Origin of the sequence: Atopococcus tabaci DSM 17538, assembly GCF_000429585.1 — a bacterium.
GTDB classification, from domain to species: Bacteria; Bacillota; Bacilli; order Lactobacillales; family Carnobacteriaceae_A; genus Atopococcus; species Atopococcus tabaci.
This window is the reverse complement of sequence record NZ_AUCD01000001.1, coordinates 88,524-114,138: the sequence shown is the minus strand read 5'-3', so window position 1 is coordinate 114,138 and position 25,615 is coordinate 88,524. Positions and strand designations below refer to the sequence as shown.

The 25,615-nt window shown below is 45.1% G+C and carries 23 protein-coding genes; 2 read left to right on the top strand and 21 right to left on the bottom strand.

Annotated elements, in window-relative coordinates; genetic code table 11:
* From G470_RS0100540 to parE, 5 genes are all read right to left on the bottom strand, one after another.
* Positions 1 to 957, bottom strand: coding sequence for a LysR family transcriptional regulator (locus tag G470_RS0100540; RefSeq protein ID WP_028273123.1), 957 nt, complete (start codon positions 955 to 957; stop codon positions 1 to 3).
* A 64-nt stretch (positions 958 to 1,021) separates the two neighbouring features.
* Positions 1,022 to 1,783, bottom strand: coding sequence for a pyruvate formate-lyase-activating protein (gene pflA, locus G470_RS0100535; RefSeq protein ID WP_028273122.1), 762 nt, complete (start codon positions 1,781 to 1,783; stop codon positions 1,022 to 1,024).
* A 166-nt stretch (positions 1,784 to 1,949) separates the two neighbouring features.
* Positions 1,950 to 4,208 carry a formate C-acetyltransferase gene (pflB, locus tag G470_RS0100530; RefSeq protein WP_028273121.1) on the bottom strand — a complete coding sequence of 753 codons (2,259 nt, stop codon included), beginning with the start codon at positions 4,206 to 4,208 and terminating at the stop codon, positions 1,950 to 1,952.
* A 272-nt stretch (positions 4,209 to 4,480) separates the two neighbouring features.
* Positions 4,481 to 6,940, bottom strand: a complete 2,460-nt coding sequence (parC, locus tag G470_RS0100525) for a DNA topoisomerase IV subunit A (protein WP_028273120.1) — start codon at positions 6,938 to 6,940, stop codon at positions 4,481 to 4,483.
* A complete protein-coding gene (parE, locus tag G470_RS0100520) occupies positions 6,924 to 8,933 on the bottom strand; it encodes a DNA topoisomerase IV subunit B (protein WP_028273119.1) in 2,010 nt (669 codons plus the stop codon). The genes parC and parE overlap by 17 nt, the downstream gene beginning before the upstream one ends.
* A 226-nt stretch (positions 8,934 to 9,159) precedes the next feature.
* On the opposite strand from parE, the gene plsY reads away from it, so the two are divergent.
* Positions 9,160 to 9,771, top strand: a complete 612-nt coding sequence (gene plsY, locus G470_RS0100515; protein ID WP_028273118.1) for a glycerol-3-phosphate 1-O-acyltransferase PlsY — start codon at positions 9,160 to 9,162, stop codon at positions 9,769 to 9,771.
* Between the two features lie 34 nt (positions 9,772 to 9,805).
* Here plsY and G470_RS0100510 read toward each other — a convergent pair whose 3' ends face one another.
* From G470_RS0100510 to G470_RS12210, 16 genes are all read right to left on the bottom strand, one after another.
* Entirely contained in the window at positions 9,806 to 10,684 is an 879-nt protein-coding gene (locus G470_RS0100510) for an aldose 1-epimerase family protein (protein ID WP_028273117.1), read from the bottom strand.
* An 89-nt stretch (positions 10,685 to 10,773) separates the two neighbouring features.
* A complete protein-coding gene (gene hslU / locus G470_RS0100505; protein WP_028273116.1) occupies positions 10,774 to 12,198 on the bottom strand; it encodes an ATP-dependent protease ATPase subunit HslU in 1,425 nt (474 codons plus the stop codon).
* A 14-nt stretch (positions 12,199 to 12,212) separates the two neighbouring features.
* A complete protein-coding gene (gene hslV, locus G470_RS0100500; RefSeq protein ID WP_028273115.1) occupies positions 12,213 to 12,752 on the bottom strand; it encodes an ATP-dependent protease subunit HslV in 540 nt (179 codons plus the stop codon).
* Positions 12,753 to 12,781: 29 nt separating this feature from the next.
* On the bottom strand, positions 12,782 to 13,681 hold the full coding sequence (gene xerC, locus G470_RS0100495) for a tyrosine recombinase XerC (protein WP_028273114.1): 900 nt from the start codon (positions 13,679 to 13,681) through the stop codon (positions 12,782 to 12,784).
* Between the two features lie 90 nt (positions 13,682 to 13,771).
* On the bottom strand, positions 13,772 to 15,853 hold the full coding sequence (gene topA / locus G470_RS0100490) for a type I DNA topoisomerase (protein WP_028273113.1): 2,082 nt from the start codon (positions 15,851 to 15,853) through the stop codon (positions 13,772 to 13,774).
* Positions 15,854 to 16,113: 260 nt separating this feature from the next.
* The gene (gene dprA / locus G470_RS0100485) at positions 16,114 to 16,998 is read right to left on the bottom strand and encodes a DNA-processing protein DprA (protein ID WP_240470612.1); all 885 of its coding nucleotides are present in this window, start codon (positions 16,996 to 16,998) and stop codon (positions 16,114 to 16,116) included.
* A 79-nt stretch (positions 16,999 to 17,077) separates the two neighbouring features.
* Positions 17,078 to 17,860 carry a ribonuclease HII gene (locus tag G470_RS0100480; protein ID WP_035444766.1) on the bottom strand — a complete coding sequence of 261 codons (783 nt, stop codon included), beginning with the start codon at positions 17,858 to 17,860 and terminating at the stop codon, positions 17,078 to 17,080.
* A complete protein-coding gene (gene ylqF / locus G470_RS0100475; RefSeq protein ID WP_028273110.1) occupies positions 17,844 to 18,716 on the bottom strand; it encodes a ribosome biogenesis GTPase YlqF in 873 nt (290 codons plus the stop codon). Before ylqF ends, G470_RS0100480 begins: the two co-directional genes overlap by 17 nt.
* A gap of 94 nt (positions 18,717 to 18,810) precedes the next feature.
* On the bottom strand, positions 18,811 to 19,461 hold the full coding sequence (gene lepB / locus G470_RS12215; RefSeq protein ID WP_205617858.1) for a signal peptidase I: 651 nt from the start codon (positions 19,459 to 19,461) through the stop codon (positions 18,811 to 18,813).
* Between the two features lie 21 nt (positions 19,462 to 19,482).
* Complete coding sequence (lepB, locus tag G470_RS0100465; protein WP_028273109.1) at positions 19,483 to 20,016, bottom strand: signal peptidase I; 534 nt, start codon at positions 20,014 to 20,016, stop codon at positions 19,483 to 19,485.
* A gap of 109 nt (positions 20,017 to 20,125) precedes the next feature.
* Positions 20,126 to 21,625 carry a S41 family peptidase gene (locus tag G470_RS0100460; protein ID WP_028273108.1) on the bottom strand — a complete coding sequence of 500 codons (1,500 nt, stop codon included), beginning with the start codon at positions 21,623 to 21,625 and terminating at the stop codon, positions 20,126 to 20,128.
* A gap of 13 nt (positions 21,626 to 21,638) precedes the next feature.
* Positions 21,639 to 22,367 carry a purine-nucleoside phosphorylase gene (gene deoD, locus G470_RS0100455; RefSeq protein WP_028273107.1) on the bottom strand — a complete coding sequence of 243 codons (729 nt, stop codon included), beginning with the start codon at positions 22,365 to 22,367 and terminating at the stop codon, positions 21,639 to 21,641.
* 63 nt (positions 22,368 to 22,430) lie between these two features.
* Positions 22,431 to 22,658: a YozE family protein gene (locus G470_RS0100450; protein ID WP_028273106.1), complete on the bottom strand. Its 228-nt coding sequence runs from the start codon at positions 22,656 to 22,658 to the stop codon at positions 22,431 to 22,433.
* Positions 22,655 to 23,182 (bottom strand): peptide-methionine (S)-S-oxide reductase MsrA, encoded by a 528-nt coding sequence (gene msrA / locus G470_RS0100445; RefSeq protein WP_028273105.1) that lies wholly within the window; start codon positions 23,180 to 23,182, stop codon positions 22,655 to 22,657. Before msrA ends, G470_RS0100450 begins: the two co-directional genes overlap by 4 nt.
* A 35-nt stretch (positions 23,183 to 23,217) precedes the next feature.
* The gene (locus G470_RS0100440) at positions 23,218 to 23,853 is read right to left on the bottom strand and encodes a YpmS family protein (RefSeq protein ID WP_028273104.1); all 636 of its coding nucleotides are present in this window, start codon (positions 23,851 to 23,853) and stop codon (positions 23,218 to 23,220) included.
* 4 nt (positions 23,854 to 23,857) lie between these two features.
* Entirely contained in the window at positions 23,858 to 24,736 is an 879-nt protein-coding gene (locus G470_RS12210; RefSeq protein WP_051258327.1) for a GDSL-type esterase/lipase family protein, read from the bottom strand.
* 185 nt (positions 24,737 to 24,921) lie between these two features.
* On the opposite strand from G470_RS12210, the gene trhA reads away from it, so the two are divergent.
* On the top strand, positions 24,922 to 25,581 hold the full coding sequence (gene trhA / locus G470_RS0100430) for a PAQR family membrane homeostasis protein TrhA (RefSeq protein ID WP_028273103.1): 660 nt from the start codon (positions 24,922 to 24,924) through the stop codon (positions 25,579 to 25,581).
* Positions 25,582 to 25,615: the final 34 nt, after the last annotated feature.

The following is a 25,615-nucleotide window of genomic DNA, read 5'->3' as shown; positions in this document are numbered from 1 at the left end:
TCACATATATGTATCGACTAAAGAACAACTCTCTATCTGTTCTGACAGATACTGTTTAAACGAATGGAAGAAAACGTCAATGCGGGGAATAAGCAGCTTATCTTTACGATATACGAAAGCTTGCTGAAATTCAATCGGTTCCTTAAAAGAAACAGCATTCTTTTTGAATTTCGGCCGGTTATTTTCGATAAACGTTCTGGGCAGTACGGTGCAATAACCGGATGCCGCACTAAACCGAAGCAATTGATCGGCTGTAGAGAGGTGCACAGCTGCACGTGGAAAATCCAACATATTTTTCGAGAATGCTTCTTTCAAGGCATAATGCACGTAACAAGTTTCCGGAAACAAAGCCAACGTGTCCCATCCGATTTCACACAACGACACGGCACCCGTTTCATCTAAATTTCTCTGCGGATCCACATAAAGCAACTCATCGGTCAGTAGAGGGTACGAATCATACGCTGCCCAGCTTTGGATGATGGAATCCGGAAGGTACATCACGGCCAAATCGATGCAGTCATGCTCCAACTGGTGCCACATCTCTTTTCTGTTCAACGTATGCACCGTCAGAGTCACGCCGGGATGTTCTCTGTGATACCGGGTGATGAACTCGATGAGAAGTGTATCATCAAGGGAAGGCAGTACACCTATTTGGATGTGTCCTTGGGCAGCGTGGGAGGTTTTCTGGATTTCTTCAGAGGCACGGTCAATGATGTTATAAATTCCATGAGTCATGCGTAAAACGGTCTTTCCGGTTTGTGTGAGATGCAGTTTTTTCCCGGAACTGTAAAACACGGGCGAACCGGTCTGCCGCTCCAATTTCTTTATCTGCTGGGTCAAAGCCGGCTGTGTGATGCCCAGTTTTTCTGCTGCCCTTGTGTAATTCATCGTTTCTACTAAAACGAGAAAGTAATCCAATGTCCGGTTTGTAAACATGTTGTTTTTTACGTCTGTCATTTTTCTCTTCCTTCCGCTAAAAAAACCAAAAAAGCAATGAGGAGTGCCTTTTTGGTTTCATGCTTCATTGTTCTTTATATTTCACATATTTTTCTGTCTGCAAAATTCGGTTGGCGTTATCCACCCGTTCTTTTGTCGGCGGATTAATGTCTTTTAATTTATATGGAATTCCCATGGCTTCGTATTTGTAGACGCCTAATTTATGGTACGGAAGCACTTCGACTTTATGCACACTTTTCAATTGTTCAATAAAGTGGTTCAACCGCATCAAATAGTCATCGTAATCCGATCGTTCCGGCACCAACACATGACGCACCCACATCGGAATATCTTTGGAGGATAAGTATTCCGCCATATCCAAGATGCTTTTGTTGGAATGCATGGTATATTTCTTATGGATTTCGTCATCGATGTGTTTCAAATCCATCAATACCAAATCCGTGTACTCCATCAATTCTTCGAAGCGGCCGAAGAAGGGTTGGTCGTAAGTAAATGGCTGGCCGCACGTATCCAAAGCCGTATGGACACCCTCTGCTTTCGCCAGTTTGAAAAGCTCAATTAAAAAATCAATATGCAGCAGCGGTTCACCCCCGCTGATCGTGATGCCTCCGTTGGTTCCCCAGTACTCTCTATAATCTAATGCTTCTTCCAATAATTCTTCCGGTGTATAGGGAGTGCCGCCTCCCATATTCCATGTATCGGGATTGTGGCAAAATTCACACCGCATCCGGCATCCCTGCATAAACGCTACAAAGCGGATGCCCGGTCCATCGACAGATCCAAAGCTTTCTGTGGAATGGACGTACCCTATTGTTTGATCGGTCATTGGTCATTCTCCTTTACGCAGTGTCCTGACTGCTTTCATTTCTTATGAAAAGAAAAAACAGATGCATTTCTTCCTTTCATAAGAAGCAGAAAGACGGAGGAGATCCGTCTTCTGCCTGTGATTTGGAGGAAAGCATGCTGTCTGCAAATCGAGGTTGTTTCTGCTTTTACATGCTTTCATGGAAGGTACGGTTGATGACGTCCATCTGTTGTTCTCTTGTCAGCTTAATGAAGTTGACCGCGTAACCGGACACCCGAATCGTCAACTGCGGGTATTCTTCCGGATGTTCCATCGCATCCACTAACATGTCCCGGTTCAACGCGTTCACGTTGAGATGATGGCCGCCTTTTTTGACATAGCCATCCAACATATTGGCCAAGTTCTGTTTTTGAACCTCTTCGTCTTTCCCAAGCGCTTTTGGCACAATGGAGAATGTATTTGAAATTCCATCCAGCGAATACGCATATGGAAGTTTCGCCACCGAATTCAAACTGGCCAGAGCACCATGTGTGTCTCTTCCATGCAGCGGGTTTGCTCCCGGGGCAAACGGGATTCCCTCCCGTCGTCCATCCGGTGTATTTCCGGTTTTCTTCCCGTATACCACGTTTGATGTGATGGTCAAAATAGACGTGGTATGGAGCGCGTTCCGATAAGTTGGGTTTTTCTTCACTTTTGTCATAAAGGTTTTCAACAAGTTGACCGCAATGTCGTCAACACGGTTGTCGTTGTTCCCGTATTTAGGATAATCGCCCTCAATCTCGTAATCCACTGCCAAACCTGTTTCGTCACGAATCACTTTCACTTTCGCGTGTTTGATAGCGGACAAAGAGTCAACGGCGACTGAGAATCCGGCTATACCGGTTGCCATTGTCCGTTTCACTTCTGTATCGTGGAGCGCCATCTCAATGCTTTCGTAACTGTATTTATCGTGCATGTAATGGATGATATTCAATGTGTTGATGTAGAGGGAAGCGAGCCACTCCAAAATATTGTTGTATTTTTCGATCACTTCATCGTAATCCAAATATTCAGAAGTGATTGGCTGGTACTTCGGAGCCACTTGGGCTTTAGACTTTTCATCTACGCCGCCGTTAATGGCATACAACAGAGCTTTCGCCAAGTTGGCCCGTGCACCGAAGAACTGCATTTGTTTTCCGATGGCCATCGCAGACACACAGCAGGCGATTCCGTAATCATCTCCCCATTCCGGACGCATGATGTCGTCGTTTTCGTATTGAATGGCGCTTGTTTCGATCGACATTTTTGCACAATAACGTTTGAAGTTAGCGGGCAATTGAGTGGACCACAAAACGGTCAAGTTCGGCTCCGGCGCCGGCCCCAAGTTGGACAATGTATGGAGGAAGCGGAAACTGTTTTTGGTGACCATATGGCGTCCATCAAGGCCGACTCCGCCGATACTTTCTGTGACCCAAGTCGGATCCCCTGAAAACAATTCGTTGTACTCCGGTGTCCGTGCGAATTTCACCAAGCGCAGCTTCATCACAAAGTGATCGACAATTTCTTGTGCCTCTTCTTCCGTTAATACACCCTTTTTCAAATCACGTTCGATATAAATATCCAGAAAAGTCGAGGTGCGTCCCAGCGACATAGCGGCTCCGTTTTGTTGTTTGATTGCAGCCAAGTAACCTAAGTAGAGCCATTGGAACGCTTCTTTCGCGTTTTTAGTCGGTTTTGAAATATCAAACCCGTAAATTTGGCCCAGTTCTTTTAATTCATTTAAAGCCACCAGTTGGTCACTCAACTCTTCGCGGGCGCGAATCACTTCTTCATTCATGACCCCGCTGTCAGTATTGTCCTTGTCGTGGATTTTTTCTTTGATCAGGTAGTCCACCCCGTAAAGAGCCACACGACGGTAGTCCCCGATGATGCGTCCACGGCCGTATGCATCCGGCAGCCCCGTAATGACCCCGCTGCGACGTGCGGCGCGCATTTCGGGCGTATAAGCGTCAAATACCCCTTGGTTGTGCGTCTTTCTGTACTCACGGAAGATGTGTGAGACTTCCGGGTCGATTTCATATCCGTATGATTCCGCAGACAATTCGCTCATTCGGATTCCGCCAAATGGCTGCAAGGAACGTTTGAACGGCTGATCTGTCTGGAATCCGACGACTTGTTCTTTTTCTTTATTCAGATAACCTGGACCGTGTGAAGTGATGGTAGAAACCACTTTGGTGTCCATGTCCAACACACCACCGGCTTTGTACTCCTGGCTATTCAACTCCATCACTTGGTCCCATAACTCTTTTGTCTCTTGAGTCGGTCCTTCAAGGAACGTTTCGTCCCCTTCATAAGGGGTGTAATTGTGTTGGATGAAATCTCGGACATCAATTTCAGATTTCCATACTTTCCCTTTAAACCCACTCCAAGCTTCTTCAAATACGTTTAAACTTTTTACTTCCTCCATTTCTGACGCCTCCTCATATGCTATGTAAGCTGAACAGCTTCAACATGTTCAATATAACACATGGAGATAAGTCGGACAAGCTCAATTTATCACTTTTAAATAGAAGTGTTTTCCCTGTATTTTTTGCATAAAGTAGAATTTTGGTTAAAATTTGTGAAATCGTATTCTTTCAGTTTGTGAATGTTGTACTAACAAAAACTTTTTACACCTAAGAACAAGTGACACCAAAAAAGCACCAGGCGATGTATGCTCTCGCCTGGTGCTTTCATTCACTATTCTTTTGTATCGATTTTTACGATATCGTCCCGCTTCATCATCACGGGTGTGCCATCTGTATTTTCATCAAGGATAAACGATCCGTTATTGTAGCGATCGACTGGGGAGTAACGCCCTTCATCCAAAAGGAAACTTTCGCCTTTATCAGTAATCAAGGTCCGCTGCTCTCCCTCCTCTACTTTTTCAATCAAGGCCACTCGATGCGGCTTGGCTTTCAAATCACGCAGCACCAGCAGCCCTCTTTGTGCTCGTGCCATAACGTCAAATTCCGACAAGTCCATTTTCTTGACTGCGCCTCTTTGAGTGACAATCAAGATATGCGTGCGGTTCTCGTCCGGATCGATGAGCGTTCCGCCCACAATCCAATCGTCTTCTTTCAAGTTCATCGACTTGACGCCGGCTGCTTTCGCCCCGACAATCGGAACTTCTTTCAGTGAGTAGCGCAGGCCGTACCCTCCGTGACTGACTAAGAAGACGTCTTGTTTATCGGTAGCGTCCGTATAGTACACGGCTACTACTTCATCGCTGGATGTCTTCAACTTCATGCCCACCGAACTTTTCTTGCGATACGTCCGTTTAGGTTGGAACTCCGCCAGCGCCGTTTGTTTGATGAATCCTTCTTTTGAGAACAACACAAACGTGGCTTCTTCCGTAAAGTCTTTCAATCCAAACGCCGCAATAATCTGTTCTTCTTTTTCCAGGGAAATGGTCTGTGACAGGTGCTGCCCCAAGTCTTTCCAACGGAAGTCCGGCAATTCATAAACCGGCCGATTGATGAAGTTTCCTTTGTTCGTAAACAAAACCACTTGATCCAGCGTGGATAATTGTTGAACCAGTACAGGGTGGTCTCCTTCTTTCAAACCGATTTCCTCTGGCAAGGATGCGCCGTACGAACGCGGACTTGTCCGCTTCACGTACCCATCCCGTGTCACAGAAACGATCACGTCTTCTTCCGCTATCAACACTTCTGTTTCGACCTTCAGTTCCTCAATTTTTTCTTCAATCTCTGTCAAGCGTGGGGTGGCGTAAGCTTTTTTCGTCTCCCGCATCTCTTTGATGATCTCTTGGTCCCGTTTCTTCGGATCTGCCAAGATGGCGCTGAGAGTTGCAATCTGCTTGTCCAATTCATCGGCTTCTTTTTGAAGCTGGGTGATGTCCGTATTGGATAAACGGTACAACTGCAAGGACACAATCGCTTCTGCTTGCGCTTCGGTGAAACCAAACTGCGCCTCGATGTTCCGTTTGGCATCTTGTTTGTTCTTGCTTTGACGAATCGCCGCAATCACATCATCCAAAATCGAGACTGCTTTGATCAATCCGTCTACGATGTGTTTGCGGTTTTGCGCTTTGCGGAGGTCAAATTCGGTCCGACGGGTAACAATCGTGCGGCGGTGCTCCAAGTAAGCACTCAAAATTTGTTTCAACCCCACCTGCTGCGGACGTTTTTCGTCAATCGCAACCATGTTCAAGTTATAAGAAATCTGCAAGTCCGTGTTCTTCAACAGATAGGTCAAAATGCCTTCCGCATTGGCTTCTTTTTTCAATTCCACCACAATGCGAAGGCCGTCCCGGTCCGTTTCATCCCGAACTTCCGAGATGCCGTCAATTCTCTTGTTGTATTTGATGTCATCAATTTTCCGTACGATGTTTGCTTTATTCACTTCGTATGGAATTTCAGTGACCACAATCTGTTGACGGCCGCCGCGAATGTCTTCAATCATGGTCTTAGACCGCACCACAATTTTACCTTTCCCTGTTTCATACGCTTTTTGCAGCCCTTTTTCCCCTTGAACGATGCCGCCGGTAGGAAAATCCGGCCCTTTGATGAAACTCATCAATTTCTTTGTATCGGTTCCGGGATGTTTAATCAGATAGATGGCTGCATCGATGACTTCTCCTAAGTTGTGCGGCGGAATGTCCGTTGCATATCCTGCTGAGATTCCGGTCGCTCCATTTACCAGCAGGTTCGGGAAACGAGCGGGCATCACCGTCGGTTCATGCGTGGTGTCATCAAAGTTGAGAACCCATTCCACTGTTTCTTTTTCCAAGTCCTGGGTCATCTCACCCGCGATTTTAGACATACGTGCTTCCGTATACCGCATCGCTGCCGGTGGGTCCCCGTCCATACTTCCGTTGTTTCCGTGCATCTCAATCAACGGTTCCCGCATCTTCCATTCCTGACTTAACCGGACCATGGCATCGTACACGCTGGTGTCTCCGTGAGGGTGGTAATTCCCGATCACGTTTCCGACGGTTTTCGCCGATTTGCGAAAGCCTTTTTCGTGTGTATTGCCTTCCACCGACATGGAATAAAGAATGCGTCGTTGAACAGGCTTTAATCCGTCCCGGATGTCTGGGATGGCCCGTTCCTGGATGATGTACCTGGAGTACCGTCCGAAACGGTCTCCCATTACTTCATCTAATGATAATTCTTGTATTTCATCTCTCTTCGGCATTCGCTGCTTCTTCCTCTCGTTCCGAAAATTCAGGCTGATCGTCCAGCATTTGGTCGTTTTCCAAAATGCTTCCGCCTTCTTCCATCGTGAATTCAACATGGGATTCGATCCATTTCCGTCTCGGTTCCACTTTGTTGCCCATCAAGACGGACACTCGTTTTTCTGCTTTGGCCAAGTCGTCGATGCGGACACGGATCAACGTACGGGTTTCCGGGTTCATGGTGGTTTCCCATAGCTGATCGGCGTTCATTTCCCCGAGACCTTTGTAGCGCTGCAGGATGTAGTTTTTCCCCATGTTCTTTGTGACGTCTTCCAATTCCTCATCGGTCCAAGCGTATTCGATTTGTTCTTTTTTGCCTCTTCCTTTGGATACTTTGTACAATGGCGGGAGCGCCAAATAGACTTTTCCGGCTTCCACCAATGGTTTCATGTACCGGTAAAAGAAAGTCAACAACAATACTTGGATGTGGGCACCGTCTGTATCGGCATCCGTCATGATGATCACTTTGTCGTAGTTGCAGTCTTTCAAATCAAACTCCGGGCCTACTCCAGCCCCGATGGTGTAAATCATCGTGTTGATTTCTTCGTTTTTCAAAATGTCGTTCATGCTTGCCCGTTCCGTATTGATAACTTTACCCCTCAACGGAAGGATCGCTTGGAACTTCCGGTCTCTCCCTTGCTTGGCTGAGCCGCCGGCAGAATCCCCCTCTACCAAGAACAGTTCATTCTTCTTAGGGTTTTTCCCTTGTGCCGGAGTCAACTTGCCGGACAAAAGTGTTTCTCTGCGCTTGTTCTTCTTACCGTTCCGGCTTTCTTCTTTCGCTTTCCGGGCCGCTTCCCGTGCTTCCCGCGCTTTGATCGCTTTGCGGACCAATTCTTGGCTCTTCTCGCCGTTTTCAGCCAACAAGATGCCAAACAGCTCAGAGACAACCGATTCGACCGCTGAACGTGCTTCAGTGGTCCCCAGTTTGCTTTTCGTCTGTCCTTCAAACTGCAGCAGGGCTTCTGGAATCCGGACAGAGAGGACGATGACGATTCCTTCCCTGACGTCGCTCCCTTCCAAGTTCTTGTCTTTTTCTTTCAACTGGCCGGATTGGCGCGCATATTCGTTGAATGTTTTGGTCAGTCCTGTTTTCAATCCCGCTTCATGGGTCCCGCCGTCACGGGTGCGGACGTTGTTGACAAAGGACAAGATGCTCTCTGAATAGCCGTCATTGTACTGCAGGGAACATTCCACTTCAATGCCGTTTGCTTTCCCTTCAAAATACGCAATGTCTGTCAGGGTGTCTTTGTTTTCATTCAAGTACTCGACGAATTCTTTGATGCCTTCTTCATAGAAGAATGTATCTTTTTCCTCGGTCCGTTCATCTTCAATCGTGATTTTGACACCTTTCAACAGAAAAGCTGATTCACGCAATCGTTCGCAGAGTGTTTCATACGAAAAATCGATGCTGGAAAAGATTTCTTCATCAGGAAGAAACCAGACAGAAGTCCCTCTTTTAGTTTTCGGAGCCGATTCCTTGACCAGTCCGTTGACCGGTTTTCCGCCGTTTTCAAACTGCTGCGTATATTTTGTTCCTTCACGGTACACGGTGACGCTCAAGTTCTTGGACAAGGCATTGACCACACTCGCCCCTACCCCGTGCAGACCGCCGGACGTTTTGTAGCCGCCCTGCTGGCCGAATTTTCCGCCTGCGTGCAGTACGGTAAAGATGACCTGGATGGTCGGGATACCTGAACTGTGCATACCAACCGGCATCCCTCTTCCGTTATCAGTGATGGTGATGCTGTTGTCTTTGTGGATGGTGACGTTGATTTCATCTCCGAACCCAGAAAGGATTTCGTCCACTGAGTTGTCTACAAGTTCATACACCAAATGGTGCAATCCCCGTGCATCGGTTGACCCGATATACATTCCTGGTCGTTTTCTTACTGCTTCCAAGCCTTCTAACACTTGGATGGAAGAATCATTGTATTCAAATTGTTGTTTCACTCAAACCAATCTCCTTATCTCGTATATCTGCGTCATTGAGCGTAAACTAAGAGTCTCCTGCTGTCAAGCTTCATTTTAAATAACATTCTCGCTCAAGCGCGTAAGGATACTGTACTATTTTACCATGAATCCTCAAAAAACGAAAATATGTTCGGCAAGAAAAATATTGGTGCGACGCCTTATTCCATGGTAAAATAGGGCTGCTTGATGCGAAAGGGGTAGAACAATGCAAGTGAAGCTGATCAGTATGTTTCTTCTTGCTTACTTGCTGGGGTCAACCCCAGCCGGTGTGTGGGTTGGAAAATTATTGTATAAAACAGACATTAGAGAACACGGAAGCGGCAATTCAGGCACCACGAATGCGTTCCGGGTCTTAGGTAAACAAGCTGGCATCATGGTGTTATTGGTGGATGTGTTGAAAGGGACGGCTGCTGGATTATTGCCGCTGCTGTTTAACGTGGACATCCATCCGATGATTATCGGTATAGCCGCTATCATTGGGCATGTATTCCCGATTTTTGCCAAATTCAAAGGTGGAAAAGCTGTGGCGACCAGTGCAGGAGTGGCGATTGCCTATAACCCTCTCTTTTTATTGGTGATGGTTGCGATTTTTTTGATTCTTCTGTATGTAGCCAGCATGGTAAGTTTTGCGAGTGTCACAACACTCATTCTGGCATTCTTTGCCTCTTTGTTTTTACAAGACTGGATATTCAGCACAATGGTCTTTATCATCATGGTATTGGTTGTCGTGCGGCACAAAGAGAATATCAAACGTATCCGTGAAGGAAAAGAAAACAAAGTTCCTTTTGGTTTAGGAGCAAAAGACAAACAGAAATAAAAAAACGTCTGGGCTGTCCCAGACGTTTTTTTATTTACCCAACTTCAATTTGATAGCTCGTTTGAAAAGTGCTCCCCGGTTCAAGAGACCGGATTCCCATCTTTTGGGACAGCTCCCCTGAAGCTTCTACCGTATCAGCCAGTCCGTGCCACGGTTCAATACATAAAAACGGAGCTTTTTTTGCCGGAGGAGTCCAAATCCCCACATATGGAAAACCGCTGAAAGAGACGCGGACAAAATGTTCATGCTGGTGTGAATGGATGGTCACTTCATTCTGACCTTCCATCCGGTAAATCAATGCGTCTTGGTCGAAAAGCGAATGCTTCAATTTCAACTCTTCGCTTACGCTATCGTCTATCCGGACCTTTTCTATATCCGCATATGGTCCGTTCAACGGAATTCTTTCTCTCTCTTCTTTTGGATTGACAGAAACAACATAGTCTTCAAAGGCGGTTTCTTTAGTCATTGGTACTTGAAAACCCGGATGGCCGCCGATGGAGAAGTACATGTCTTCATTGTTTACATTTTGCACTTCATAACCTACTTCAATGGCATTTTGACGTAAAGTGTACCGGATTCTCAATCGAAAATCATACGGGTAGTGTTCCTTCGTTTGAGAATCTGAAGTAAGCTGAAAGACCAAACGATCATCCTGTTGCTCGATCAGTTCAAATTCTTTGTCCCTGCCAAATCCATGCTGGGTCATTTCGTACTCTTTTCCATTTAACTGGTACTTATCTTCTTTCAGCTTCCCGACAATCGGGAACAAAACAGGAGCTGTTCTTCCCCAGTAAACCGGATCTCCCTGCCACATGTATTCTCTGTTTGTTTCTTTGTTCCGCAGACTTTTTAATTCCGCGCCCTTCGTCTCAATTTCCGCTTCTATCCATTCATTTTCAATTCGATGCCGCATGTTTCCACTCCTCTTTGTCTGTGCAGTTTGTTAAGAAAGAGATACAGAAAAGGAGCGACGCATTGCCGCTCCCTTTGGTCATTCGTTTCTTAAAGGATGTAACGGCTCAAGTCTTTGTCCGCTACAATGTGCCCAATTTTTTCATCCACGTATTGGCGCGTGATTTTCACTTCGCCCATCTGCATGTCTGGTGCTTCAAACAACAGATCTTCCAATAAACGCTCAAGAATCGTATGCAGACGGCGGGCTCCGATATTGTCGGTTTCCGCATTGACTTCATACGCGATTTCCGCGATGCGTTCCACTGCTTCGAAAGTAAAGATTACGTCGATGTTTTCTGTCCGCAGCAACTCTCTGTATTGTTTGACCAATGCATTATGCGGCTCCGTCAAAATCTTCAAGAAATCATCTTTCGTCAAATCATCCAGTTCCACACGAATCGGGAACCGCCCTTGTAATTCCGGGATCAAATCGCTCGGTTTGGACATATGGAAGGCTCCAGAACCGATGAAGAGAATGTGATCGGTATTGATTGTTCCATACTTCGTGCTGACAGTGGATCCCTCGACGATCGGCAGGATGTCACGTTGCACTCCTTCACGGGAAACTTGTCCGGAATTGTTGCCGTTTTTAGACGTGATTTTATCAATCTCATCGATGAAAATGATCCCCGAGTCTTGTGCCAGTTTGATGGCTTCAGCGTGCACATCTTCTTGGTTGACCAGTTTCTCGGCTTCTTCTTCTGTAAAGATTTCGATGGCTTCTTTCACGGTCACCGTGCGTTTGACTTTTTTCTGAGGGGTCAAAGCGCCCAATGTTTCGCTCAAATCGATGCCCATCTGTTCCAGCCCGGCGTTCATCGGACTTGGAGCGGATTTTTTCTTTTCCGTCACTTTGATGGTGACTTCTTTGTTGTCCAATACTCCGCGTCGGATTTGTTCTTTTAACTCATCCCGTTTGCTGGAAATTTGAGGCGTCACTTCTTCTTCCTCTTCTTCCGGTTCCGGTGCTAATTGGTTGGGATCGATGCCCATATTTTTGAACATGGAACCGAATGGGTTGTTGTCATACGGATTGCGTTCTTTTTTGATTCCGGGTGCCAAAGCTTTTGCCACCCGTTCAATCGCATGACGTTCCGCCTGCGGACGAACTCTATCGTACTGCTGGTTACGAACAAGCTGAACAGCTGCTTCAACCAAATCACGGACCATCGATTCCACATCGCGTCCGATATACCCCACTTCAGTAAACTTGGTGGCTTCCACTTTCACGAAAGGCGCTTTCACAATAGAAGCCAACCGGCGGGCGATTTCTGTTTTCCCTACCCCTGTGGCACCGATCATCAAAATGTTTTTTGGTGTAATCTCGCGTTGCATGTCATCATCCAGCTGCAAACGACGGTAACGGTTCCGCAGTGCGATGGCCACGGACCGTTTGGCATCGTGCTGGCCGATGATGTATTTGTCCAGTTCCTGGACGATCTCTCTTGGTGTCATATCATCTTTAATGTGCATATTCAGCTCACCTCTTATAATTCTTCCACTATGATGTTGTGGTTTGTAAAGACGCAGATATCAGCTGCGATTGTCAGCCCTTCTTTTGCGATTTCAGCAGCTGTTAAGTTCGTGGCGTGCTTCTTCAATGCCCGGGCAGCGGACAACGCGAAGTTTCCACCTGATCCGATGGCAAGGATTCCATCATCCGGCTGAATGACTTCTCCGTTCCCGGAAACCAGCAGCATGTCATTTTTGTCCATGACAATTAACAGCGCTTCAAGTTTTTGCATGACTTTATCTGAGCGCCATTCTTGTGCTAGCTCCACCGCTGCGCGCATCAAATTTCCTTTATATTGATTCAAATAGCCTTCAAATTTTTCTTCAAGAGTAAATGCATCCGCCACACTGCCGGCAAACCCGACCAATACTTCACCGTTGTAGATGCGGCGGACTTTCCGGGCGGTTCCTTTCATGATAACTTGTTCGCCCATTGTCACTTGACCGTCGCCGGCCATGGCCATTTTGCCTTCATGACGAATGCCTAATATTGTGGTTGCGTGAAATTCTGTCATACATTTTCCTCCGTTCGCCCTTGGAGCGTTTATGCCCGCGGGTGAAATTTCATATAATCAGCTTGTAAATGCTCTTTGGTGACGTGTGCATAAATTTGTGTGGAAGAAAGACTGGAATGTCCGAGGAGTTCTTGAACTGTCCGCATATCCGCCCCGTTGTCCAGCAAATGGGTCGCAAAGGTGTGTCGGAACATGTGCGGGTGAATGTTAGACGTCAAACTGCTTTTTTTAATCAGTTGTTTCAAAACGTATTGGACTCCGCCGGCCGTGATCGGATCTCCGTGGTGATTGACAAAGAAAAAATCGTGGTCTTTTTTGTAGCGTGTCATCAACGGGATGCGGCATTTTTCTATATACTCTTCCATCGCCGCTGCTGCATAATGGCCGAATGGGACATAACGTTCCTTGTTTCCTTTTCCCCGGACCAACAACACACTCATTTCCATGTCTATGTCGTCCAAACGGATATCCGTACATTCGCTGACACGTATCCCCGTTCCGTACAACACTTCCACTAGTGCTTCGTTGCGGTAATCCAGAGGTTTGTCTCCGCGAACCGCTTCAAACAAGTGGTTCATCTCTTCTGAGTAGAAAAAGTTCGGAAGACGGAATCCTTTTTTCTTCAAATTCAAGTAAGAAAACGGATTGTCTGCCACTTCTTCGTTTTTCACAAGAAATTGATAAAACGCACGCAGGCTAGAAATTTTTCTGGAAATGGAATTCCGACTGTATTCTTCATCGGTCAAGCGCCCCAGATAGATTCGTGCGTCTTGAAGCGTCACCGCTTTTAACGCCGGATTTCCTGTTTCTTCAAGGAACGCTCGAAAGGCTTGAATATCTTCCAAGTATGCTTTTTTCGTCAATTCTGAATAATGACGTTCATTGACCAAGTAGTCTTCAAACACCTGTACGAGTTGTTGATCATCCAAAAAAAATCCCTCCACTTCTGCACCAAATTAACTTTAGCACAGAGGCGGAGAGATTACAATCTGTCGCATTCATCGCTTATTCAATTGTTTTTATGATTGGGCCGCTTCTTGGTAATCGCAGTTGGAACACACCACTTGGGTGGATCCTTTCTTTCTTTTTTCCACCAGGAAGTGCTCGCACTTCGGACAATCTCTTCCTACAGGCTTGTCCCATGAAGTAAAATCGCAGTCCGGGTAACGGCTGCATCCGTAGAAGATGCGTTTTTTCTTCGATTTCCGTTCAACTACTTGTCCTTCCTTACATGTTGGACAAGTAACCCCGATTTCTTTGACAATCGCTTTGGAGTTGCGGCATTCAGGGAAGTTGCTGCATGCATAGAATTTTCCGTAACGGCCGATTTTAATGACCATCGGATTGCCGCAGACTTCGCAGTCAAATCCAGCCGGTTCATCTTTGATTTCAATTTCTTTAATGTTTTCTTCCGCATTTTCTACATCTTTCTTAAAGGATTGATAGAAGCTGTCAATGACAGAAATCCATTCTTTCTTCCCTTCTTCCACAGCATCCAGGTCTTTTTCCATTTCTGCCGTAAAGTTCACATCGACAATATTCGGGAAGAATTCTTTGATGAGGTTGTTGACGATATCGCCCAGTTCGGTTGGTTCAAACCGTTTGTTCTTCAAGGTGACGTAATACCTTCTTTGAATCGTATCCAATGTCGGCGCATACGTGGATGGACGGCCAACACCGTTTTCTTCAAGTGTACGAATCAACGTAGCTTCACTGTAACGGGCAGGCGGCTGCGTGAAGTGTTGGTTGGGTTCCAAGTCCACACGAGTCACTTTGTCCCCTTTTTCCATATCAGGCAACAAGTTTTCTTTTTCTTCTTTCCCGTCATCTCTGCCTTCAATGTATACTTTTTGGAAACCTTGGAATTTCACTTTCGAGCCATTCGCGCGGAAACGAACACCATTTTGTTCTAAATCAATGCGCATGGTGTCGTATACTGCCGGTGTCATTTGACTGGCGATAAAACGGGTCCAAATCAAATTGTACAGCTTGTACTGGTCTTTCGTTAAATATTGTTGGATGTCTTCCGGTTTTCTTAAAGCACTTGTCGGACGGATAGCTTCGTGAGCGTCTTGTGCACTGCCGCTTTTCTTCCCTTTTCGAGGTTGAGAAGCTGCATATTCTGCGCCATATGTCTCATGGATCAATTGGCTGGCTTCTTCTTTTGCTGTGTTGGAAATACGAGTGGAATCCGTCCGCATATAGGTGATCAAACCGACTGCGCCGCCTCTTCCCAAGCTGATTCCCTCGTACAGCTGTTGTGCGATCATCATGGTTTTCCGTGTACGGAAATTCAGCTTACGGGCTGCTTCCTGCTGCAGGCTGCTGGTTGTAAACGGCAGGGAAGGATTCCGCTTGCGTTCTTTACGGACCACGGATTCAACAGTCCAGTCTTTGTCTTTGTCCATTTTTTTAATGACTTCTTGGACATCTTCATTGGTTTTTAAGTTTACTTTCTTTCCATCCACACCATGGAAAGAAGCTTTGAATTTTTTTCGATCTTTCTTGAAGTTCCCGTCAATAGACCAGTACTCTTCCGGTTTGAAATTCTTGATTTCTTCTTCGCGGTCACAAATGATTTTCAACGCGACGGATTGGACACGTCCAGCACTAAGTCCTTTTTTGACTTTCTTCCATAATATAGGGCTGATTTTATATCCCACGATACGGTCCAATACACGACGGGCTTGCTGGGAATCAATCAAATCTTCATTTAAAGAGCGCGGCTCTTTGAACGCATTCTTCACAGCGTCTTTCGTGATTTCATTAAAGACCACACGGTTCTTATCGTCTTTATCCAAATTCAAAATATGGCTTAAGTGCCAGGCAATGGCTTCCCCTTCGCGGTCCGGGTCGGCTGCGAGATAAACTTTCTCAGCTTTTTTGGCGTATTTTTTCAAATCTTTAATCAACGGACCTTTTCCGCGAATCGTAATGTAATCGGGTTGGTACTCATTTTCAAAGTCAATTCCCATCCGACTCTTCGGCAAATCTCTGATATGTCCTAAACTGGCAACTACTTTATAGTTTCTGCCCAAATATTTTTCAATTGTTTTGGCTTTTGCCGGTGATTCCACAATAACAAGGTTCTTATAAGCCATGGAATGCTCCTCTCATAATCTCATTGCATCTTACTAGTGATTTCATTTGGTTATAAAGTCACCACGTTTATTTAGATTTTTCCAAAAACGCAGGTACATGAATGCGATGGCAGGATCGCTTGGTTTCGCATTTGATAAATCGTTAATCATCTTATGCCATACGAATCAGGTTTGTCAACTGGCAACTTTTAAATGCACCTACACGAAAAAGAAAAAACCGGCTTTTTCCGAGTTGAAAAAAACCGATTTCGTCCATTCATTTATAAGTGAATCATACTCTCTTCCAGTATGTCTTTGCTGGAGTATACACACTTGGCGCCGTGTTTAATCAGATCGTTGGTACCTTCGGATAAAGGGCTTAAAATACTGCCTGGAACCGCAAATACTTCCCGGCCCTCATTCAAAGCCAGATTGGCTGTAATCAAACTTCCGCTGCGTCGTCTTGCTTCCACAACCAAGGTCCCCATGGATAATCCTGCAATGATGCGGTTTCTCATCGGAAAATGCTCTCTCATAGGTTTTGTGCCTAAGGGATACTCCGACAGCAAGAGATGCTGAGTTCCAATCGTCTTTTGAAGTTCTCTGTTTTCGGCCGGATAGGCAAAATCAATTCCAGTGCCTATGACGGCAATGGTTTTCCCGCCTTGTTGAATCGCCGTTTCGTGTGCTTCGGTATCAATCCCCCTGGCAAGGCCGCTGATAATCACGAATCCTTCCTGAATTACCCCAGGAAGCAGACGCTTCAGACACTCTCTGCCATACGGGGTGCAGGAACGCGCACCGACAACACTCAAGGATTTTTTCTGTAATAAAGAGCGATCGCCCATACAAAATAAACCGAGCGGGCTGTCGTAGATATTTTTTAAGGATAGAGGAAACTCTGGATCATCTTGGCTGACCCAAGAAATTCCCCAGTCCTTCAATTTTTTTCTCTCTCCGTCCACATCAAATGTTTCACAATGTCGCAGAAATTTTTCTTTGCTTTCGTGTTTCAAACCAGCTTTGTCCGCAAGAAAAGCCGGCGAAGATACCCGGTCTTCTTGCAAGGCAGCCGCCAGACTTCTTTTTTCGCTGTTGGCCAACCCTTGACAATACGCCAATCGAAACAAATGTACTTCCATCAAGTTGTGTTGTTCGTTGTTCATTTTATCTTCCCCTGACTTATATAATTCACCTTCATAATAAAGGTACGCAAAGAAAGGGGAATTTTGCGAAACTTGTTCTTTATTTTTTGTACTGCGTGACCGGAGAAAATGAATACCGGTGAATAGGAGAAGGACCTTGATTCTTGAGGCCATTCAAATGTTCCTGTGTGCCATAACCTGCGTTTTTCGAAAAACCATAACCAGGATACAACTCATCGTATTCCGTCATCATACGGTCCCTGGTCACTTTTGCAATGATGCTGGCTGCAGCAATGGATAAACTGGTGGCGTCTCCTTTGATGATGCTCGTCTGAGGAATGGGAAGCGGAAGTTCCAATGCATCCACCAACAAGTAATCCGGCTGAACCGTCAATTGCTCAATAGACTTTTTCATCGCTGCTTTTGTCGCTTGAAGAATGTTCAATTCATCAATTTGCGCCGCGTCGACCACTCCAATTCCAACGGATACAGCAGCGTCCATGATTTCTTCATAAAGTTTTTCTCTTTTTGAAACGGAGAGCTTTTTAGAATCTCGAATGCCCACCAAAGAGACATCAGGCGGGAGGACAACAGAAGCGGTGACAACCGGACCAGCCAATGGTCCTCGACCAACTTCATCGATTCCGGCAACATAATGGAATTCTCTTTCCCATAAAGCTTTTTCATATACAAGCATACGGTCGCGTTCTTCTTCCGCTTCTTTGATTTTCTGTCGGGCCTTCTTCCAACTCACAAGTGCCTTTTGCACGCCGAGGCGTTCGTCTTGTGCGATGAGAGCCAGGCGCTCATCTTTTTCATCCGTGATGGTCTTTAACAGCTCTTTGATTTCAGAAATAGATTTCTTTTTATTGGGTTGTGTCATAGTCATCTGCCTCTTCCACATCTTCAATCCGGTCGAGGGTCACTCGTCCCAACTGCCCTCTGCGCAACTCAAAAACAAGCATCTCCGCTGCCCGATCGTAATCGTCTCGGAATCCTCTTTTTTCACTGATTCGCATCAACAATTCCGGCAGTTCCAGTTCTTCTTCTGATTCATCCAGCCGGTAACGTTTGGCCAATGCTCCCGGATAATATTTCCGCAGCAGCTCCATCCCGTAGAGGGCAATGTCGTCCATGTACAAGAGACGGTCGCGAATCGCCCCTGTCAAAGCCAAGCATTTCCCCACTTCTTGGTCTTCAAATTTCGGCCAGAGGATCCCTGGGGTATCCAACAACTCCAGCTCTTTTCCATATTTGATCCACTGTTGGGCTTTTGTGACACCAGGCTTGTTTCCGGTCTGTGCTACTTTCTTGCGTGCCATCCGGTTGATCAGCGTAGATTTTCCGACATTTGGAATCCCAACAATGACTGCACGTATTGCACGCGGCTTCATGCCTTTTTCTGCACGTTTTTTCATCTGTTCCGTCAAAGCTTTTTTAGCAGCTTGTTGGACTTTTTGCACATCTCTTCCTTCTTGAGCATCAATCGACACGGTCGGAACACCTTGGGATTCGAAGTAAGCCGCCCATTTTTCTGTTTGAGCAGGGTCCGCCAGGTCGGCCTTCATCAAAATCACCACGCGCGGTTTGTCGCCGATAATAGAATCTAAGTCCGGGTTTCGGCTGGATTGAGGAATACGGGCATCGACTAACTCAAGAACTACATCTACTAGTTTTAATTTTTCTTGAAATTCTCTTTTGGCTTTGGCCATATGGCCGGGGTACCATTGAATAGGCATCCACATCTTCCTTTCTAAGTTGAACGATTAACACAAAAAAGAGGAGGCAAAAAGTCTTGTGCACTTAATGCCTCATTTTTCATATATTCATTTGTTAGTTGTGAACATTTTGGTTGGTGACAGAGTCGGCATCCACTTCATTGACGAATCCGAATTTCTCCAATGGCCAAATTCTTAAATTAGCTTGCCCAATAATATCGTCTTCATGAATAAAGCCAAATACACGGCTGTCTTTTGAATTTGAACGGTTATCACCCATTAAAAAATAATGTTCTTCCGGTACGGCTTCCATCTCAGTGACGGAGTCTAAAGAGAAATCGGAAGTATACGTTTCAGAATCTGAAATGGAATTTTCTATAAAATCAATGTACGGTTCTTCCACTGGATAATCATTGATAAAGAGTGTATCTTTCTCATAACGGATGGAATCTCCAGGTACACCAATCACTCGTTTGATGTACTGTTTCTCTGGATCATCCGGAGCGGGAAAAACGACGATGTCAAAGCGATCAATCTCTCCTACTTTGCTGAGAATCAGACGGTCTTTATGTTGCAAAGTGGGTTCCATGGATGCACCATCCACACTCACTGGTACGAATAAAAACTGTCGAATGGCCAGAAAAACAAAAAATACAACTACTATATACAAAAGAGTACTCAAAAATTCTCTAAATGGCGTCGACTTCTTCCCAGTTCCCTTTGAACCGTTTTTTTCATCAATCTGTTCATTTTTCAATACACTCACTACTCTCCTATGAGGTTCTCTTTAATCATGTACAAGAGCCATGCGATTAAATGGGTGAAGGACCATGATGACTTCTCCAATGACAGCTTCTTCTGGAACCGTCCCGTATACCCTGCTGTCCAGGCTGAAACGTCGGTTGTCACCCAACACAAAATAAGAATCGCTTGGTATGGTAGTTTGATCAATCACTTCTTCCAGTGAAAAATCAGACGTCCAACTTCCTCTTACTGCCTGCAAAGAAGAATCTTTCAAAAACGGTTCTTCTATCGGTTCTCCATCAACATACAATTGATCGTCTTCGTAACGAACCGTCTCTCCAGGAAGGCCGATGACGCGTTTCACCACAGGTTGGTCATTTCGATCGCGAAAAACAATGACATCGAAACGCTCCACTTCAGGATAAATGTTCGCCAACACGCGGTCGTTTTGCTCCAATGTAGGGACCATGGATGACCCGTTTATTTCAATCGACCGGAACATCACCAAGCTGACTGCAAGAACAAGGACGACAGACAAAAGAAGAACTGTCTTTAAAATTCGTTTTGTTTTATTCATTCTATTAACACGTATCATATTCCCCATGACATTTTCCTTTTTGTCTATGCTTTATTATAAGAGACTTCACCACTTAGATGCAAGCGGCAAAGTCTCTCCAGTCAATTCCCTATTGTTCCATTGAATGATTGTCTATCAGCCATTCAACGGCTGCATCGTATTGAGTATCATTTTGATTAATCAGTTCTCGAAGACGTTCAACAAGCAGATTGGCTGTATCGCCAGTGACAATGCCGTCTACTGAAAGGTTTTCTTCTTGTTGGAATTGACTGACGGCCTTTGTTGTCTGTTCATCAAAGTATCCATCAACCGTTCCCGGAGCATAACCAAGTGCTTCTAAAATCGATTCAATGTTCTCTACTTCTACAGAGAGATCTGTTTCTTGGTACGTCTTGGACCTGTTGATCAAAAGTAAATTGACGTAGGATGGAAGTTCCTGCTCTATTGTCGGAACAATCCCTTCTTCATTCACCCATTTACCTGAAGGTGTCAACCATTTACCGACCGTGATTTTCAACTCACCGCCGTCGCCGATTGGTTCAACGTTTTGCATGGTTCCTTTTCCGAATGTGGGCATTCCCAGAAGAGGGATATCCGCTGATTCATTCATAGCTGCTGCCAGAATCTCGGAAGCACTCGCGCTCCCTTCGTTAATCAGCAGGATGGACGGTTCAGTCACCTTAAAGTCGCCATACAATTCATCATTGGCGTGGTAGACATACGGTTCGTTGTCACGTTCTTGTATTTGGAACAAAGGCTTGCCTTCTTCGACAAATACATTGGACAGTTCGATTGCAGAGTTCAAGAGTCCGCCTGGATTGCCCCGGACATCAAATACAAATGCTTTGGCTCCTTGTTCTCTTAAACTCGTAACAGCTTCCACCAGCTCATCGTAAGTGGGAAGAGAGAAATTGGTGATTTGAATATGCCCAATTTCAGGATGCGTCTCATCCAACTGATAAACAACCGTTTCGACGGGTATCGCATCGCGGGTAATCGCAACCTCAAACGTTTGACCGCCACGGTCAATTGTCAAAACAACGTCTGTTCCTTTTTCGCCTCGAATCAAAGCTACCGCTTCGTTTAATGACATGCCTTCTATCGCCTTGCCGTCCACTTCCATAACCAAGTCATTGGGAAGAAGTCCAGCTTCTTCAGCAGGAGAGCCTGGAATCGGGGAGACGACTTTGACGTATTCGCCTTCCTTCATCACTTCCGCTCCGATTCCTTCAAAGCTTCCTGTGATGTCTTCTTCCAGAGTTACGGATTCCACATCATCCAGATACTCCGTATAAGGATCTTCCACCGCTTCGGCCATTCCTGCTATTGCACCTTCAATCAGTGTTTCATCATCGACTTCTTGATAATAACTTTCTTTTAACCGTGCAAAAGCCTCTTGAATCACTGCGAAATCATTGTCTTGTGGAGTGTCGCTTACAGACAATACTCCCTCTGTTTCCAACGCGGACGTTTCTTCCATATTCCCAAAAGAAGAGCTCGAAACAAACAGTGTTCCAATGATTGAAAGCACAGCTACCACAAGCAGAGAAATAGCGTAAAACCATGGCTTGACGCCTCTAGTTTTCTTTTTTTTCGGTTCTGGATTCATTTTTCCCCTCTTTTCACGCGTTCTTGCTGTCACCTTTCAATGTCAATGCAGTCTCTAAAGCGATGATCATCATATCATCAAAGGTCCGCTCTCTTTCTTCAGCGGTTGTTTCTTCCCCGGTGATGATATGGTCGCTGATGGTCAAAATAGCCAACGCTTTGCGGTTGTGTTTAGCTGCTACAGTATACAAGCCTGCAGCTTCCATTTCAGTAGCCAAGACACCATAATCAGCCAATTTCTTTTTATCCAACGTTGGGTTGTAGAAGCGGTCGGCACTCAACACATTCCCGACACGGACATTCATCCCTTTTTCTTGTCCGATTTCATATGCGGTTTTCAACAATTCAAAATCAGCCAAAGACGCAAAATCTACTTGATTGTTAAATTCTTGTCGGTTGATGTTGGAATCCGTTGTCGCGCCTTGTGCAAGGATGACATCACGCACTTTGATGTCTTCTTTCATCCCGCCTGCTGAACCGACGCGCATCAAGTTTTGTACACCGTATTCAGTGATCAATTCTTCTGCATAAATCATCATAGACGGAATTCCCATTCCGGTTCCTTGTACAGAAACACGCTCACCTTTGTACGTGCCGGTGTATCCAAATGCATTCCGGACTGTATTGTACTGCTGGACATCCTCCAAAAACGTTTCAGCGATGTATTTTGCTCTCAATGGGTCTCCCGGCAGCAAGACTGTTTCTGCAATTGCCCCTTTTTCTGCTCCAATGTGTGTACTCATATGAACTTCCTCCTAGAAAAATAATAGTTTTTTATCGGTATTTCTACCTGTTGTCCACTAATATTATAATTCTTCATTCTTTTCTGTGTACTTGTTCCATGCCTCATCGAATACCGTCATGGAAGACAAGTAGTTTCCGTTCATCTCCAGGTATTGACTGATTTCATGGTAATCCTCGGATTGTTTCGGAAACGTATCATCCGACTCGGCCGCATTGGCGAATTCTGTGACCGCATCTTTTTTGTGTGGATCTCTTTCCGTCATCAAGTACTGGTAAAACGAACGTCTCATCGAGCCACTTCCTTTTCTTGTGATTCCATCCATTTTTTCCGGTCTTCTTTTTCTTTCGCATATGCTTCCGGATTTTTTTTATGGAAATCTTGGTGTTCTTCTTCTGCCAAATAAAAAGGCACGGCCTCTTCAATGGTGGTCACGATTGGGGCACTGTACCGGCCGCTTTCTTCCAATTTCTTTTTGGAAGCTTCTGCAATCCGGCGCTGTTCTTCATTGTTGACAAAAATAACCGGTCGATAGCTGCTGCCGCGGTCATGGAATTGTCCCATGGCATCGGTTGGATCGGTTTGATTCCAGTAAATTTCCACCAGTTCCTCGTAGGAAATCACTTCCGGGTCAAACACGATACGTACTGCTTCTGTATGCCCTGTTTCTTGAGATTTCACTTCTTCGTAAGTCGGGTTCTCTGTGTGTCCTCCTGTGTAACCAGATTTCACTTCAATGATTCCCGGCTGTTCGTCAAATGGAGAAACCATGCACCAAAAGCAGCCTCCTGCAAAAATTGCTGTTTCTTTCATAATTCTTTATCCCCCTGATCCTCTTTTTTCATATGACATCATTGTACCGCATCTTGCGGCAAATGGATACGGATGCGGATATCATCCTCCAGTAAATTGATGCGTTCCATGGAAAATTGAACGCCTTCTTCCAATTCAAATTCATTCAAATTAATCACTACAATCTGCGATTCACTGTCCATCACAATCCAGTCCGGAAGTGAAAGACGTGACCCGATTTGATTCATGACAAAAGAGATGGGAAGCGATAACGTTCCTATTTGCAAGTTTGTTGCCCGCAATTGCAGATTCCCGTTTTCCAATACATACGGCTCAAATAAAAGAGTGAATGGCACTGGAAAACCGAACACTTCCATTTCTCCTTGCAGCTGTGCTTCATCTTCCAATATTAATGTGTAGGACATTTCATTGTCTTCCATATTGTTTTCGATATATTGATTGGCCAGCTGACTGAGTTCTTCTTTTCCCGTTCGGACTTCAAGTACTATTTCATCTGATGTATCCAATGGTGCTTCATTCACGCTTCCTCTTGTGTACGGCTGCATCTGAACGAAAAACCAAACCACTGCGCCAATCACTATTCCCAATAAAATCAAAAACGACCATTTCCAACCATTCACTTTATTGGGACGAGAATTCTTTTGTTTCGAACGGGTGTCTGGGTTTTCTTTCATGTTATCACTGCTCCTCAGCTGTATCTTGTTCTGTTTTCCAAGTTTGTTCGATTTCTTCAACCAGTGCATCCGCCATCAACCGGTACCCGTCTTCATTAGGGTGGAAATAATCACCTTGAAACAAATACGGATGCGCTCTCTGTGCTGTCCCCTCTGTTTCTTCTTCAATTTTTTCCCCGCTCACCACATTATCCAACGTGTTGAACATGTGATCAATTGAAATGAAATGAGACTGTCCATTTTCTTCCACCACTTCTTCCGTAGTGTTATTCCACATATCTATCACTTGTTGGAGCGGTTCAATCTCAGAGAAATAGTAATAGTAAGGGTTGTAGATGCCGAATACATACAACGGGGCTTCCGTGTTTCGTTTGCGCACTTCGTTTAGCAGGTCGGTGAGGTCTTTGCGGTAGTCCATCAAAGGTCGATCGAATGCTTCTTTTGGTGCATTCAACCCTGTCTGTGATAAGGTCTGGACGAGATTATTTCCCCCCACTGACAAGACTATCATGTCCGCAGAAGCAAGTTCATCTTCCAGCTCTTTATTTGTCTGTATGATTTCTTGTACATCCGCAGCCGTGGCTCCACTTTTTCCAGCATTAACCGCTTGAACAGTCGCAAACATCTCTTTGTCTTCCAAAAGTTCAGCAGTCACAGGTACATACCCGCCCCTTTTTGAAAGGTCCCCGACTCCTTCTGTGAGTGAATCACCTAAAGCGACCATTGTTATATCCTGCGGGACAGGCGGTTCCTCCAATTGGGCAGGGGAATTGCCGCCGTCTTCTTCATCGGTGGAAACAAACAAGGACAATACCGCGAAAGTCGCGACTACCGCAACTAAGAAAACCAGAAAAGACTGAACCGTTGATTTAAACTTTTTCATACATCTTACTCCTTCAAAACGCAAATGAATCGTGTCATAAAAATTCAATTTCTTTGTGTTTGTGTTATACTGGTTTTACAAATTCTTCTACCAATTTGCCTTATGTTTATCTCCATTAGTATATCAAAAGAACGACACAGGGTATACCGACTGAAGAAGAAAAGCTATACGAAAGGGGTACCAATATGCAGTCATCTTCCAAACGTCTCGCAAAGTTCAGTAAACGGTATTTGATTTGGAACGAAGTATTGAACGCCATCACTCATGGCATCGGAGTTTTACTCAGCATCATTGGATTGGTGCTGCTTTTAACGAAATCACTGGAAACGGCTGGTAAAACCGACACGGTTTCGTATCTTGTTTATGGGATTTCACTCATACTCTTGTATTTGAGCTCTACCCTCTATCACAGTTTTTCTTTTACGAAAGCTAAAAACTTTTTACGAAGGCTTGATCACAGCTGCATTTTTCTTTTGATTGCAGGAACATATACTCCTTATGCATTGCTGGCCATAGGAGGGCGAACCGGTTGGCTTCTGATTGCTCTCGTCTGGGCGATTGCCCTCTTTGGTGTCATATATAAAACGGTATGGTTCACTAAACTTCAAGGAATATCGGTCTGGATTTACATTGCCATGGGCTGGATTGCGATATTTTTTATGCGGCCTCTATATCAAGGGCTTGGTTTTGAAGGGATTCTCTGGCTGGTTGCCGGCGGTCTTTCCTTCACTGTGGGCGCCTTGTTTTACCGTTTGAAAACTGTTCGTTTTATGCATGTCGTTTGGCATTTATTCGTTTTGGCCGGAACCGCATGTATGTTCATTTCCATCTATTTTTATATTTAACAAATACATCTAAAAGAAGCACACGGACATTCAT